Source organism: Oceanobacillus timonensis (genome assembly GCF_900166635.1).
In the GTDB taxonomy this organism is placed as follows: Bacteria; Bacillota; Bacilli; order Bacillales; family Amphibacillaceae; genus Oceanobacillus; species Oceanobacillus timonensis.
On record NZ_LT800497.1, the window covers coordinates 684,317 to 698,245 of the forward strand.

General features: G+C 36.2%; 15 protein-coding genes. 13 read left to right on the forward strand and 2 right to left on the reverse strand.

Annotated elements, in window-relative coordinates; translation table 11 throughout:
• Positions 1-6: 6 nt before the first annotated feature.
• The 3 genes from B7E05_RS03570 (at position 7) to B7E05_RS03580 (ending at position 3,377) form a co-directional block, all read left to right on the forward strand.
• Positions 7-1,455, forward strand: coding sequence for a PTS galactitol transporter subunit IIC (locus B7E05_RS03570; RefSeq protein WP_080872569.1), 1,449 nt, complete (start codon positions 7-9; stop codon positions 1,453-1,455).
• 242 nt (positions 1,456-1,697) lie between these two features.
• The gene (locus B7E05_RS03575) at positions 1,698-2,720 is read left to right on the forward strand and encodes a zinc-dependent alcohol dehydrogenase (RefSeq protein ID WP_218672690.1); all 1,023 of its coding nucleotides are present in this window, start codon (positions 1,698-1,700) and stop codon (positions 2,718-2,720) included.
• A gap of 27 nt (positions 2,721-2,747) precedes the next feature.
• Positions 2,748-3,377, forward strand: coding sequence for a class II aldolase/adducin family protein (locus B7E05_RS03580; protein ID WP_179134442.1), 630 nt, complete (start codon positions 2,748-2,750; stop codon positions 3,375-3,377).
• Between the two features lie 521 nt (positions 3,378-3,898).
• Here the strand turns inward: B7E05_RS03580 and B7E05_RS03585 are convergent.
• Positions 3,899-4,249: a hypothetical protein gene (locus B7E05_RS03585; protein ID WP_080872576.1), complete on the reverse strand. Its 351-nt coding sequence runs from the start codon at positions 4,247-4,249 to the stop codon at positions 3,899-3,901.
• A gap of 432 nt (positions 4,250-4,681) precedes the next feature.
• Between B7E05_RS03585 and B7E05_RS03590 the strand changes: the two genes are divergently transcribed.
• From B7E05_RS03590 to mqo, 5 genes are all read left to right on the forward strand, one after another.
• Positions 4,682-4,978, forward strand: coding sequence for a transposase (locus B7E05_RS03590; protein ID WP_080872578.1), 297 nt, complete (start codon positions 4,682-4,684; stop codon positions 4,976-4,978).
• Positions 4,971-5,528: an RNA-dependent RNA polymerase family protein gene (locus tag B7E05_RS03595; protein ID WP_080872580.1), complete on the forward strand. Its 558-nt coding sequence runs from the start codon at positions 4,971-4,973 to the stop codon at positions 5,526-5,528. Before B7E05_RS03590 ends, B7E05_RS03595 begins: the two co-directional genes overlap by 8 nt.
• 704 nt (positions 5,529-6,232) lie before the next feature.
• Positions 6,233-6,316, forward strand: a complete 84-nt coding sequence (locus tag B7E05_RS22340; RefSeq protein ID WP_245833222.1) for a helix-turn-helix domain-containing protein — start codon at positions 6,233-6,235, stop codon at positions 6,314-6,316.
• Positions 6,317-6,345: 29 nt separating this feature from the next.
• Positions 6,346-6,519, forward strand: a complete 174-nt coding sequence (locus tag B7E05_RS22345) for a hypothetical protein (protein ID WP_245832941.1) — start codon at positions 6,346-6,348, stop codon at positions 6,517-6,519.
• Between the two features lie 95 nt (positions 6,520-6,614).
• Positions 6,615-8,138: a malate dehydrogenase (quinone) gene (mqo, locus tag B7E05_RS03610; protein ID WP_281252430.1), complete on the forward strand. Its 1,524-nt coding sequence runs from the start codon at positions 6,615-6,617 to the stop codon at positions 8,136-8,138.
• Between the two features lie 456 nt (positions 8,139-8,594).
• Here the strand turns inward: mqo and B7E05_RS03620 are convergent, their stop codons facing one another.
• Positions 8,595-8,987: a helix-turn-helix domain-containing protein gene (locus B7E05_RS03620; protein ID WP_080872587.1), complete on the reverse strand. Its 393-nt coding sequence runs from the start codon at positions 8,985-8,987 to the stop codon at positions 8,595-8,597.
• A 260-nt stretch (positions 8,988-9,247) separates the two neighbouring features.
• On the opposite strand from B7E05_RS03620, the gene B7E05_RS03625 reads away from it, so the two are divergent.
• From B7E05_RS03625 to B7E05_RS03645, 5 genes are all read left to right on the forward strand, one after another.
• Positions 9,248-9,961, forward strand: a complete 714-nt coding sequence (locus B7E05_RS03625; protein ID WP_080872588.1) for a FadR/GntR family transcriptional regulator — start codon at positions 9,248-9,250, stop codon at positions 9,959-9,961.
• Between the two features lie 95 nt (positions 9,962-10,056).
• Positions 10,057-11,073, forward strand: a complete 1,017-nt coding sequence (locus tag B7E05_RS03630; RefSeq protein ID WP_080872590.1) for a TRAP transporter substrate-binding protein — start codon at positions 10,057-10,059, stop codon at positions 11,071-11,073.
• A gap of 46 nt (positions 11,074-11,119) precedes the next feature.
• The gene (locus tag B7E05_RS03635; RefSeq protein ID WP_179134443.1) at positions 11,120-11,599 is read left to right on the forward strand and encodes a PPC domain-containing DNA-binding protein; all 480 of its coding nucleotides are present in this window, start codon (positions 11,120-11,122) and stop codon (positions 11,597-11,599) included.
• Between the two features lie 112 nt (positions 11,600-11,711).
• Positions 11,712-12,632 (forward strand): NAD(P)-dependent oxidoreductase, encoded by a 921-nt coding sequence (locus B7E05_RS03640; protein ID WP_179134444.1) that lies wholly within the window; start codon positions 11,712-11,714, stop codon positions 12,630-12,632.
• Entirely contained in the window at positions 12,629-13,912 is a 1,284-nt protein-coding gene (locus B7E05_RS03645) for a TRAP transporter large permease (RefSeq protein WP_080872594.1), read from the forward strand. The genes B7E05_RS03640 and B7E05_RS03645 overlap by 4 nt, the downstream gene beginning before the upstream one ends.
• Positions 13,913-13,929 lie beyond the last annotated feature (17 nt).

Below are 13,929 nucleotides of genomic sequence, written 5' to 3' on the forward strand. Positions count from 1 at the left end.
ATAACTATGGAAGCTGTACTTGGATTTATTGATTTTATTTTAAATCTTGGCCCGAGCATCATTATGCCAATTATTATTTTTATTATGGCAGTGATCTTTCAAGTGCAAATTGGTAAGGCATTACGAGCAGGGCTAACGGTAGGTATAGGCTTTATAGGAATTGATTTGGTAATTGGTTTAATGGGGGAAACACTGGGACCAGCAGCTGAAGCTATGGTAAGCAATTTAAATATAAATTTAACAGTTCTTGATACAGGTTGGCCAACAGCGGCTGCTGCTGCATTTTCAGCTACTACTATCTTGCCATGGATTTTTGGATTAGGTATTTTGTTAAATATTTTGCTAATTATTACTAAGTTTACTAAAACATTAAACATTGATATGTGGAATTATTGGCAATTTATATTTGGTGCGGCATTTATCTATGCTGCAACAAACAATTTTATTCTGTCAATTATCTTAGGGCTAGTAACTTTAGTGATAACACTAAAACTTGCCGATTTGACAGCACCGAAAGTACAAGAATTTTTTGGGTTACCTGGAGTCTCCTTACCTCATATGCAGACAATGGCTTGGGCACCGATTGGTATGGTATTAGATAAATTTCTGGATAAAATACCAGGTTTAAATAAATTAAAAGCAGATCCAGATAAGATTCAAAAGCAATATGGAATTTTAGGGGAACCCTTATTTATAGGAACAGTATTGGGAGCATTAATTGGAGCTCTTGCGTATTTTCCACAGATTATTGGTGGGGAATTTGAGAATGGAATTAGTCAATTGTTGACAACTGCTATAACATTGGGGGCTGTAATGTTAATTTTTCCAAGGATGGTTCGTTTACTGATGGAAGGATTGTTGCCAATTTCTGATGGGGCTAAAAAGTTTTTAAATAAAAAACTTCCTGGTAGAGAACTTCTTATTGGTTTAGATGTTGCAACGGTTGTAGGGAATCCAAGTGTGGTAGCAACTGGTTTGTTATTAGTTCCTATTACGTTAATACTTGCTGTATTACTAAGTTTCACTGGAATTAATCAACTTTTGCCTTTTACTGATTTAGCTGTATTGCCATTTTTCGCTGTTTGGGCAGTAGTCTGGAGCAGAGGAAATATAGTTAGAGGAATACTCATAGGCTCCTTTTTTATGGCGGGAATATTACTGATTGCTACATTTATTGCACCGTTGCAAACACAATTAGCAGATGCAGCAAGTTTTAATATACCAGAAGGCACTTCCCTGATATCTAGTTTAGGAGGAGGATCATTTTTACTTTCATGGTTATTAATGCTTCCGTTTATTAACGGAACAGAATGGACTATAGGATTAATTATTGGGGTTATTATTTTAGTGGCAGTGACTATCCTTTCTTATATTTACTTTTTCATACCTAAATTGCGCCAAAAAGAATTTAAAAAAGGTAAGGATAGCGAGATACAAAAGGAAGATATACTATAAAATCAAATATTATTTTATGAATAATCCGATTAATCTTAATATTTATTTGATAGACAGATTATAAAATGTTTGTTTCTTCCTTATCCGATTAGTTGAAAATTAGGATGAGAAATTATAGAGGCTAATCGACAAGATATTAACGGAATATCCCTTAAAAAGAAATATATTTAACATTTTTTAACTTAACCAATTGATAGTTATTCTAAATAGAATTTTAAACTTATTATATGAGGAGAGATATGATGAAGGTAGCTTCTTTTTATGCGCCGGAGGATGTAAGAATTGAGGAAATGGATAAACCTTCTCCAAATGAAGGAGAGATTATTGTGAAAAATAAGGTAGCGCTGACCTGTGGTACAGATGTGAAAACTTATGTGAGAGGATACCCACTTTTAGAGCCTCCTTTATTATTTGGGCATGAAGCAGCTGGAATTATAGAAGCAGTTGGAGAAAATGTAACTAAGTTCAAAGTAGGGGATAGAGTTGTAGCGCATAATTCTGCACCTTGTAATCAATGCTTTTACTGTAAACAAGGCCAGCATTCGATGTGCGAGGATTTACTCATAAATTGGGGCGCTTATGCAGAATATCAGAGGATTCCCAAAAGGATTGTAGATCAAAATACCTTTTTGATACCAGACGATATTTCATTTAAGAGCGCTGCATTGACAGAACCGCTATCATGCGCTGTTTATGGTATAGAAGAATCTGGGATTAAACTTGGAGATAGCGTAGTAGTTAATGGAGCTGGGCCAATTGGGTTGTTTTTTATTAAACTAGCGTCTTTAAAAGGAGCATACGTAATAGCTACAGATATGAATCCAGAAAGATTAAATGTTGCAAAAGAATTGGGAGCATCGGTAACCATTAATATTAATGAAGTAGAGGATACTGTCAAAGCAGTAAAAGGTCTTACTGAAGATTATAGAGGTGTAGATGTAGCTATTGAGGCAGTAGGGATGCCTGAAGTATGGGAAGAAACCATTCTTATGGCAAGAAAAGGAGGACTAGTGAATTTATTTGGGGGGCCAAAATCGGGCACAACTATTACAACCCAAACGAATTTACTTCACTATTCTCAACTGACTTTAAAAGGGATATTCCATACAACGCCTCGCCATGTAAAAGCAGCCTTTGATCTTATTGTACAAGGAACTATTTCTGCTGATATTTTTGTGAATGGTGAATATAAGCTAGACGATGTAGAGAAAGCTATTATTAATCATAAAGAAGGTAGAGTTATTAAAAATGCAGTATTATTTTAATTTAAATATAGAATGGAGGAAAATTTTATGTCTATAAAAAAAGAATTAGTGCAATATGCAAAGCATTGTTCAAGTAGTGGACTTACTTCAGGAACATCAGGGAATTTAAGTGTTCGAGAAGGACAGGTTATGTATATCACACCTTCTGCACTTCCATATGATCAAATGGAGGAAGAAGATATTCTTGAAGTGGATTTGCAAAGTGGTGAAGTAGTAAATGGAACACGGAAGCCTTCTTCAGAAACACCAATGCATCGTTTTATTTATAGAAAGAATTCGGATATCAAATCAATTGTGCATACACATTCAACTTATGCTACGATATTTGCTTGTGCGCATAAGACAATTCCGCCAGTACATTATATGATTGCGGATATTGGCAGAGAAATTCCTGTTGCTTCATATGCTACTTATGGATCTGAACAATTGGCAAATAATACAGTAGAAACACTTAAAGATAATAAAGGTGTTTTGTTAGCAAATCATGGCTTGGTAGCAGTGGGAGACGATTTAAAAGATGCTTATCGTCGAGCTGAAGTAATTGAAGAAGTAGCACAACTGGCATACGGAAGTTACACATTAGACAGCGTTAATCCGTTAACATCTGAAGATTTAGATGATGCTTTAGAAGGTTTTAAAACTTATATAAGTGGTTGAAAAAACAATTCTAACAAGACTGATGTAAAATCAATCTACTAATCCATATAGATTGATCATAGGATGGGAAATGAAATTCACCCATTTCACAGTCATTATATGGCTTAAATAATGACACTTGCTTATATATTAAAACTGTTACACAATCGGTTGCCGATTGTGTAACAGTTTTTTTGTGAGTGATAGCACAATAATTACAAGAGAATCACAAATACATAGAACAATAGGTAAGCACTCACTGACAATATAGTTTGTTAACTATACAAATGAAATAAACAAATACTTCAAATGGTTGGAAATTTTGTTTTACTTAAGATAGTTAATTTTAATGTGGAATTTAAAAAACATAGAAAGATAATAGAATAGATTTAACACGGATTCCTCTAGGTATGATTTTAGAGCAAGCTACTAGTTTCAAGGGGATTTGGCTTTCGTATCAAATGCTATTATGCCTAGCCGCTCCATATAAAATCTCCGGAAATTCCTTTCACACCAACGTAATATAGTGAAGAGACACATTATTAAAAAGGTAAAATGACTCTTTTCAATGTTGAATAAAATTTCTTAATATTAGGAGCTGTTATAAAAGAGATTACCGTAATAAATGATGTTGTTAGTAACCCAATATCAATAAAAGTTCTATCAAAATTTACCAATCCAAAAAGCAGTTCTCCTGTACCTTGGCCTATTTGAGAAAAGGATTCTTCTTTGCTAGGAATAGGCTCACCATTAATAGCTTTATCAGTTGAATTATTAATAAAAGAACCCATTCCTTGAGCACTTTCTTGAAGCTCTTGTACACCATTAACAATTAATAAAGGAACAGCTAGTATAAATACCAATGAAAGGACTATTATAGCTATTTTTTTCATAATTTTTCCTCCTTTCTAAATATTATTATATAATAGATTGAATTATTTGTATACTGTTAGGGATAACTGAAGAAGAAATGCTTCGAGAAAAAGAAAGATATTATGATTTGATTCAATAATCTGCAAGAAACGGTATGTTTGATGTGCTTGGTCATATTGATGCCATTAAAGTGTTAATACAGCTATCTCTGGTATCTATACACCTAAGCGGTTAAAGTTATTGCGGAAAATGATATAGCTATTGAAGTGAACACATCTGCTAAGCAAAAAGATCCTGACGGATGGTACCCAAGTGATGAAATTCTGGAATTGGCTTATCATTATAGTGTATTTGTTTCATTTGGTCCTGATGCGCATACTCCAGAACGGATTGGCGATATATAATGGACCCAAGAATCTAGACACGAAAAAAGGAGATGTTAAGGTAGGTATATGAAACGAAAAAGATATACAGCCGAATTTAAATCACAAATCGTGTTAGAAGTCTTGAAGGAAGAAAAATCTATGATTCAAATTGCATCGGAACACGGAATCCATGTGAACCAAATTCATAAATGGAAGACACAGTTCCTGCAAGATATGCCTCAAATCTTTGAGAAGCAAAACAAAGATTTGGAAAAAATGAAAGCCGAACATGAAGCACAGGTAGAAAACTTGTATGCCGAAGTAGGGAAACTAACCACGCAATTGTCGTGGCTTAAAAAAAAATCTGGAATCCACCATGACTAAAAAAGAACGCATGGAATTGGTGGACTGGAACGATGGAGAACTATCTATCTCGGAACAGGCTAAATTGCTTGGAATCAATCGTTCCAGTCTTTACTACAAGCCAGTGCTGCCATCAGCCGAAGAAGTGGCCATGAAGCATCGTATTGATGATATTGCTTTGGCATATAGGAATAATAAAAAAGGAAAAAATAATATTGATTTTGCCTATGAAGTATTTGACTTTCTATTAAATCAAGAACAAGCAATAGTTATTTCTATTGATTTTAAAGAATTTTTTGATCATATTAATCATGCGATACTTAAACAAAATATAAAGACCGTTTTTGATATCGAAAAGTTACCAAAAGACTGGTTCAAAGTATTTAAAAACATTACACAATTTTCTTATGTGGATAAATCCGATACTGAAGCTTTCTTAAAACGGAAATTTGGAATCAAGAAACAAAAAGAATTATTAAAAACAGGTAAATTGAAAAAAATAATGGATTCATCTGAGCTTTGTGCTTTTAAAAATGACTTTCATCTTTATAAACCATTAGCGTTGCATTAATTACGTCTTATAATAAGAAATAATCCCAATTTTCGCTTTTTAATATGTTAAGTCATAAAAAAATCCTTTATAATGAAACGCCCACGGACTATTCTTTAATCTAATATGAACCATATCATTTTACAGGAAATGAACTACCGGAAGTATATGCACAATTTAGGAAGGAAAGTGCTTCAGATAGCGATTATACAATAAATATCATCCATGTTTATCAATATAATATAGAGCAGGATGTTTGGGAACTTGAATATAATCAGTCGATAGAGGAAAGAAAGCAACTCGCTATTGAAGATTCTATCGAGTTAACCAACGATAATCGGGAACAAGTTATGATTGGTGACCATTATTTGAAATTTAAAAACACGGGAAAACAGTGAATTCACGCTGTTTTCCCGTGTTTCTCTTCTAGAAGTTACGAAAAAAAGGGTTGCATTTAAAAATGAGAGCGGTTAACATTAGCGATAAATCATCTGATGACCTTATCATTTAAAGGATGTGGAAGATTTGAAGGGAGGAGAGGAAATAATCGAAAAGAGCGATTCGATGTTGATGTTGGTGGCACTTAGTGCTGTTATTGTTCCCTTTATCTTGCTTGTATTATTATGGATGCCAGCGATTAAGAGGATGTCCATAAGGCTTTTAGATTTTATTAATCTTGTTCGGGGCTCTGGATTTATGAAAAGGTCGCAGATTCTCTGATTGGTATGATTAAGGCCGGCAACTTAAGCCCGGGAGATAAGCTGGATTCTGTGGAACATCTGTCAAAGAATTTCAATGTCGCTCGGTAATTAGGGAGGTGCTCAGTGGACTTCGGACCATGGGACTTTTGGAAATGCGGCAGGGCAAGGGCGCATATGTGAAAGAATTTGATTCTTCAAAATTCACCTTACCGGTAACCTCTGCCTTTTTAATGAAGCTGGAAGATGTGAAGGAACTTTACCAGGTTCGTAAAATAATCGAAGTAGGAATAGCCGGCTCTTTAAACATATAGAACAACAATAAAAGTGAGAGATGGGACAGTATGATATCTGGAGTTGGTAATATGCTGGCATTCAAAGGTACCAAATAGGAAAGGCATGAGAGATAATGAAAACAGAAAGGAGCAAGGCAATGAATGAAAAGAAAAAAAAGGATGTTATTCTAATAGGCGCTGGTATTATGAGTACTACTTTAGGAAAATTTCTACAAAAATTAGAACCAAATTGGAATATGAAACTGTTTGAAAAGCTGGATGGTGCAGGCAAGGAAAGCACCAATGAATGGAATAATGCCGGCACCGGGCATGCGGCGTTATGTGAGTTAAATTATACAGTTGAAAAAGAAGACGGATCGATTGATGCCAGTAAAGCGGTAGAGATAAATGAACAATTCGAAGTTTCCAAGCAATTTTGGTCTTATTTAGTCAAAAGTGAGGAAATTCAGAACCCACAAGATTTCATCCGTCCATTACCTCATATCAGTTTTGTACAGGGGGAAGAGAACGTAGATTTTTTACGCAGGCGATTTGAAGCTTTATCCCACCTTCCCATGTTTAAGGAAATGGAATTTACGGATTCCCCTCAAGAGTTAGCAAAGTGGATTCCCTTAGTGACGAAGGGGCGTACGTCAGAAGCGCCTATTGCTGGAACGAAAGTGGATTTGGGGACCGATGTCAATTTTGGTGAGCTTACTCGGAAACTAGCGAATAATTTAGAGAAAAACGACAATATAGAAATCCATTACAATTCAACTGTTACTAAATTTCATCGTCTAAATGACGGTAAATGGGAAGTGATCGTTCGTAATTTTAAAGATAATACCCTTGAGTCTCACATAGCAGATTTTGTCTTTATTGGGGCTGGTGGAAACGCAATCCCCCTATTACAAAAAACAAAGATTCCGGAAAGCAAGCAAATTGGCGGCTTTCCAATCAGTGGTGCATTTTTGGTTTGTAGCAATCCAGAAGTAGTCAAACAACATGAAGCGAAGGTTTATGGGAAAGAGCCTCCTGGTACGCCTCCCATGACTGTACCACACCTAGATAGACGATATCATGGAGATAAGGATAGCCTATTATTTGGACCGTTTGCTGCGATAGGACCTAAGTTTTTGAAGAATGGTTCTAATTTAGACTTTTTACGTTCTATTAATCCAAATAACGTGTTAACCATGTTGGCTGCAGGTATGAAGAACATTCCTTTGGTTAAATACTCGATTCAACAGATGCTCATGCAAAAAAAGGATCGGATGCAAGAGTTACGAAAATTTATACCCGAAGCAAAGGACAAAGATTGGGATCTTCTAATTGCTGGTAAGCGTGTCCAGATAATTAAAGATACGAATCATTCCGGCCGAGGATATATCCAATTTGGCACTGAAATTATTCAATCTGAGGATCATTCTATCGTGGCATTATTAGGGGAATCTCCGGGTGCTTCTACTTCTGTGTCTATTATGTTAAACGTCTTACGCGAGAATTTCCCAGAATATATGGAAACATGGAAACCAAAAATAAAAGAAATGATACCTTCTTTTGATGAGTCCTTGGCAGAAAACGCCCAGCTATTGGAAAAGGTCCAGAAATCTAGTTCACATTACCTTGCCCTGGAACATAACAATGTTACACCTTGATGTATCAAATGAAGCGGACATCATTGTTTCATCCAATTTTTGGTTCAGTAACAAGGAAGGGGCATCTATGCTTTGCTAGTGCCCCTTCAAACCACCTTAATCTTCAGCTTATTTCCTATAGAAATAGACCAATACGATTCCTATGTTATTAGGGAATCACTTCATAATTGTGTTGCTCATCAAGATTATGAATTAATGGGAAGAGTTAATGTTGTAGAAAAAACGGATGAACTTATCTTTACAAACAATCAAGTTGTTTAACAATGAAAAATACGCGAGAGTACACGTTGACGACGCATCCCCAAGGAATAATATATTTCATAACAGGTAGAATTAAATCAATTGAATAGTAATAGGTATTAGCGAATAGATTTATTTTGAAAATCAACAAAAAGAGACTGCATCCAATGCAAATGCATAATGCAGTCTCTTTTATTATTACTGGTAATAATAAATTTATTTTTCATCAATTCCTAATTCATTCTCCAAAAATCCCCAAATCCGGCTCAACCGTTCCACATTCACCTTAGGATTTTCACCAATCTTTTCAAGAAGTCCTAATTCCTTCATTCGTTCAATAGCATTGATTTCGTCTTCATTCAAATTCAAATTATCAGAAATAGAATAATAAGCAGTATGCTGAGGAGAATCTATTTTTCCTAACAAATAATCAATGGATACCTGAAAGAAGTCGGCAATTTTATATAGTGTTTCTAAAGAAGGCTCGTTTCTGCCTTGTTCATAATAACCATAACCACTTGCTGAAACATTCAGCTTTTTGGCTATTTCTTCCTGACTATATCCATGTTCAATGCGAAGGTCTATTATTCTTTCACTAAATATGTCCATGTATAGATTCCCTCCTAACTATCAGTAAAATTATACCGTTAGAGAAGGGTTATTTTTATTTATACAACAAATTATTGTATAAAGTATTTACAAACAACCAAATGTTGTGTAAAATGATTATCAAATAGTTAGAAAATTTAGTTTGGATTTGTTTAAACGATGTCCAATAGAATTCTAGAAGAATAGATTTAGACATAAAAACACAGTATGCACTTAATGGTCTGACCATTAGACATACTACCAATAATAGGAGAAAAACAATGAAACCATTATTTGAAAAAATACCGCAAAGGGATTCAACACGAGAGATAATCATGAACCAATTTACAAGGATGATTAAAGAAGGTGAATTGTCAATTGGAGATAAAATACCTCCTGAAAGAGATTTAACAGATCAATTTGGGGTGGGGAGGTCTACGATCAGAGAAGCGATTAAAAGTATGACTTCCATGGGGCTGTTAGAAGCAAGGTTGGGTGAAGGGACATTTATAAGAAAAGTCGATTCGGATAACATTAAACAACAGCTGCAATGGGGACTATATCTGGACCCTGCCCCATTTAACGAACTGATTGAATTAAGAAAGATTTTAGAATTGGAGACAGTAAAGCGGGCTGCGTTAAATCGAACAGAAGAGGAAATAGCAGAATTAGCGTCATGGATAGATAACATGCAGCAAGAAGGACAAGTGCATCGAAATAAGCAAAATGATTTAATGTTTCATATGACAATAGCTAAAGCGAGTAATAACAAAATGATTTACAACTTATTGGATTTAATCCGAATGTCGTTAGAAGAGTGGTTCGAAAATGTACTCAAAGACTCGCATAATGTGGAAAACTCCATCAAGGAGCATCAATGTATTCTGGAGGCAATTATACAACAAAATGTTGAGCAGGCTATAGAGACGATGGAAATACATTTGAACCGTGGAGAGAAGCGGTTATTTCAGCAAATGGAACAAAATAAGGAATAATGACTGGGTAGACATACTATTTAAATCCTTAAAGGGGGTGATTTGGAAACATCGATATCTGAAAAATCTTAATAAAAAGGAGGGAAATAGGATTAATGAAGAAGATCTTTTTCATTTTAGGAGTACTTTCCGTACTGTTCATGTACGGTTGTGGGAATTCAGGTAGTGAAACGAACGCAGAAGAGGAAAAAGTGGAAATCAGTATTGGACATGTTGGGGCACCAGTTAGTCCGCAACAAGGGGCTGCAGATATTTTCACAGAATTGGTAGAAGAAAAAACAGGCGGCTCTGTCGAAATTAAAATCTACAATTCATCCCAGCTTGGTGACGAAAGAGAGCTTGTGGAAGGAGTGCAAATGGGTACGATTGATGGAGGAATTATTTCTGCCGGTTTATTTGCATCCAGCTATAATGTTATGGAAGCGTTTGAAGTACCATTCTTATTTGAAGATAAAGAACATGCTTTAAAGGTTAACAACGGCGAGATAGGGAGAGAAGTTCTTGATAACTTAGAAGAAAACGCAGGATTGAAAGCCCTTTCTTTGTGGGAGCATGGGTTTAGACAAATTACGAATTCGAGAGGTCCGATTGAAACACCAGAGGATCTCAATGGCTTGAAAATAAGGAGTCCGGAAGTCCAATCATACAGTGTTGCATTGGAGGAATTTGGAGCGAATCCAATACCGCTATCTTTTTCAGAGCTATATGTAGCCATGGATAGAGGGGTAGTTGACGGACAGCATAATCCGTTAATGCATATTGAAGGGCAACGGTTTTATGAAGTACAAGATTATTTGACAGTCATGGATTTTGCTTACACGCCAAATGTTCTAGCATTGAGTGATGCAGTTTGGGGACAGTTATCTGAAGAACAGCAGACAGCATTGGATGAAGCAGCTTCGGAAACAACAGAGCTTTGGTCAGAAGAAGCTGCTGAACAGAACGAAGAGATACTCAATGAATTAGAAGACAAAATAGAAATCACTCATAAGGAAGAGATTGATTGGGAGGCTTTCAAGCAAGTCGTTGAGGGAGTTTACCCAGAATATGAAGCTGAGTATGGCAGTGAATTTGTACAGTTTTTAGAAGAAGTACAAGCAGCTGCTGATTAAGCGGTATTATATTAATAATAGATGAAGAGAAAGGATGTATCAAATAATGAAAGAGACAAGAGTACAGTATGCAACTGGAGAAATTGGTAAAACAGTAGCAGGAAGATTATTACCAGGAACGGATTTAATCACGGGTATTGAAGAAATTTGTAAGGTAAATGACATTACGTATGCTTCTATTGCAAATTGCTTTGGAAGTTTTCAGGAAGCAGCTTACATGTATTTAGTTCCGCAAGAAGAATCTGTAGTAGGTGCTGGATATGGAGACTTGTTTGTGGCAGATGGTCCGGTTGAATTTTTAAATGGGACAGGCGTTGTTTGTCAGCGTGAAGGAGATTACGATACACATTTCCATGCGACAATGTGTGATAAAGAAGGAAAGGTATTTGGCGGTCATATGGTTAAAGGAAAAACGCCGGTACTAACAACCGTTGATTTGGTTATTAATGAAGTAAAAAATGCACATATGTATCGTGATTATGATGACGAAACAGACTTGATTCAGTTTAATCCAAAAGCAGAATAATAGATGGCTAAAAAGATCAATAATTAAAAATACATAGCCATCTGAACCAAGAACATCTCCGACAATGTTGTTCAGATGGCTATGCAAATCAATTATAAGGAGATTATACGATATGAATAACAAAAATTCAATTGGTTTTATCGGTTTAGGTGTTATGGGATTCCCAATGGCTAGTAATTTATTACACGCAGGGAAAGAATTAGTTGTCTTTGATATTAATTTAGAACAAGCGGCACAGCTTCCGTTCCAAGAGCGTGTGACAATTGCAGGTTCCAAGGAAGAACTAGCAAAACAAGTTGACATTGTACTGCTCATGCTGCCAAACAGTCCCCATGTGAAAGAAGCAATAACCGGGAAGGGAGGATTAATAGAAACATTATCAGTAGGTGCTTTGATTATTGATATGAGCAGTATTTCATCGACTGTTACAAAAGAAATCAATGAAGAACTTGAGGGAAAAAACATTGATATGATAGATGCACCTGTCAGTGGCGGACAAACTGGAGCCGTTCATGGAACTTTGACCTTTATGGTTGGAGGAAAAAAAGAGAACTATGATCAAGCGCTAGATTTACTTCAAATCATGGGAGATAAAATTATTCACTGCGGGGAGGTTGGAAGTGGTCAGACTGTTAAAATTGTTAATCAGCTTATGTCAGCGGTAAATCTGGTCAGCATGTCAGAAGGATTCACTTTAGGTGTCAAAGGAGGCGTAGATCCGGAAATTATGCGTGATGTTATTTTGAATGGTTCCGGAAGATGTTGGGCACTTGAGGATAGAATGCCGGTTATTTTAGACAGAGATTTTGACCCAGGTTTTACGGTGGACTTGCACACTAAAGATATTTCGTTGGCGCTTGAAGTAGGGAAAGATCTTCAGGTACCTTTATACGCAACTTCGCTCGTCCATGAACTATTTAAAACATTGCAGGCAAAAGGGGATGGAGGAAAAGATAACGCTGCAGTTATTACGTTATATGAAGCGTTAGCAAAAATAGAAGTTGTCAAAAGAAATAAGGCGGTATCACAATGACTTCTGCTGTTGTTCTATTTGTAGCTTTTATTATCTTTTTGCTGATGGGCATACCAGTAGCTTTTGGATTGGCAGGTGCTTCTATTTTATCTTTGTTAATGATTGATCCCGGCATGTTGACGCAGGTATTTTCAAAAATGTTTTCTGGAGCGAACTCATGGTTACTTTTAGCCATACCGTTTTTTATACTGGCGGGTAACATCATGGAAAAGGGTGGCGTGACAAGACGTCTGGTTGATTTTGCAGATGCACTTGTTGGATTTTTACCAGGTGGTCTTTCAGCAACGAATGTCACGGCTAGTATGTTTTTTGGAGGCGTGTCCGGTTCCGCTGTAGCAGATACTTCTGCTACAGGTACCATCTTAATTCCGGCAATGGTTAGGCAAGGCTATAGCTCTAGATATTCAGCCGCAGTGACAGCTGCTTCTTCACCTATTGGCATTATCATTCCGCCAAGTATTCCGATGATATTATGGGGGTTCACTGCTGGTCTTTCTGTAGCTGATTTATTCTTAGCTGGTATTGGAGCTGGCATTTTAGTTGGTGTTGCTCTATTAGCAGCATCTACCGTTATTTCGATAAAAAGAGGATATAAGTCATCTATTCCTTTTGCATTTAAAAATGTATTCGGAAAAGGGAAAGAAGGTATCTTAGCCCTGGTCACCCCTGCTATTATCATTGTCGGTATTATCACTGGGGTTGTAACGCCGACAGAAGCCGCTGTTGTAGCTGTGCTTTATTCAATGTTACTTGGATTTTTCGTATATAAGGAATTAAAGGTAAAGCATTTGAAAGATATTATTATTAACTCCGGTAAAATGACGGCTACTGTTATGATGATTATTATTAGTGCAGGAGCATTCTCTTACCTGTTAACCATTAACGATGTACCAAGCAGTTTAGCGAGTTTTGTCATTGAAATGAATCTTTCTCCTTTTCTGCTGATGCTCATGTTTATTTTGTTGTTCTTATTCTTAGGGATGTTTTTAGATGCAAATGCAGCCATTATTATGACCGTTCCAGTGGTTGCCCCAGTAATTGTAGCATCGGGAATTGACCCAATCCATGCCAGTGTCGTACTTATTGCTACATTGGGGCTCGGGTTGTTAACACCTCCAGTGGGTTTGTGTACGTATGTGGCTGCAGGAATCGCGGATTTACGATTTGATGAATTGATGCGAGATTTAGTTCCATTTGTATTGGTGTTATTAACATGTGTCATCCTGATGCTCGTATTTCCGCAGATAATTACTTTTATACCAAGCTTATTAAATGGATAGAAAAGAGGTGAAGAATA

Coding starts and splice junctions, on each gene's coding strand:
- B7E05_RS03570 (WP_080872569.1), top strand. CDS start 7: ATGGAAGCTGTACTTGGATTTATTGATTTTATTTTAAATCTTGGCCCG.
- B7E05_RS03575 (WP_218672690.1), top strand. CDS start 1,698: ATGAAGGTAGCTTCTTTTTATGCGCCGGAGGATGTAAGAATTGAGGAA.
- B7E05_RS03580 (WP_179134442.1), top strand. CDS start 2,748: ATGTCTATAAAAAAAGAATTAGTGCAATATGCAAAGCATTGTTCAAGT.
- B7E05_RS03585 (WP_080872576.1), bottom strand. CDS start 4,249: ATGAAAAAAATAGCTATAATAGTCCTTTCATTGGTATTTATACTAGCT.
- B7E05_RS03590 (WP_080872578.1), top strand. CDS start 4,682: ATGAAACGAAAAAGATATACAGCCGAATTTAAATCACAAATCGTGTTA.
- B7E05_RS03595 (WP_080872580.1), top strand. CDS start 4,971: ATGACTAAAAAAGAACGCATGGAATTGGTGGACTGGAACGATGGAGAA.
- B7E05_RS22340 (WP_245833222.1), top strand. CDS start 6,233: ATGATTAAGGCCGGCAACTTAAGCCCGGGAGATAAGCTGGATTCTGTG.
- B7E05_RS22345 (WP_245832941.1), top strand. CDS start 6,346: ATGGGACTTTTGGAAATGCGGCAGGGCAAGGGCGCATATGTGAAAGAA.
- mqo (WP_281252430.1), top strand. CDS start 6,615: ATGAAAACAGAAAGGAGCAAGGCAATGAATGAAAAGAAAAAAAAGGAT.
- B7E05_RS03620 (WP_080872587.1), bottom strand. CDS start 8,987: ATGGACATATTTAGTGAAAGAATAATAGACCTTCGCATTGAACATGGA.
- B7E05_RS03625 (WP_080872588.1), top strand. CDS start 9,248: ATGAAACCATTATTTGAAAAAATACCGCAAAGGGATTCAACACGAGAG.
- B7E05_RS03630 (WP_080872590.1), top strand. CDS start 10,057: ATGAAGAAGATCTTTTTCATTTTAGGAGTACTTTCCGTACTGTTCATG.
- B7E05_RS03635 (WP_179134443.1), top strand. CDS start 11,120: ATGAAAGAGACAAGAGTACAGTATGCAACTGGAGAAATTGGTAAAACA.
- B7E05_RS03640 (WP_179134444.1), top strand. CDS start 11,712: ATGAATAACAAAAATTCAATTGGTTTTATCGGTTTAGGTGTTATGGGA.
- B7E05_RS03645 (WP_080872594.1), top strand. CDS start 12,629: ATGACTTCTGCTGTTGTTCTATTTGTAGCTTTTATTATCTTTTTGCTG.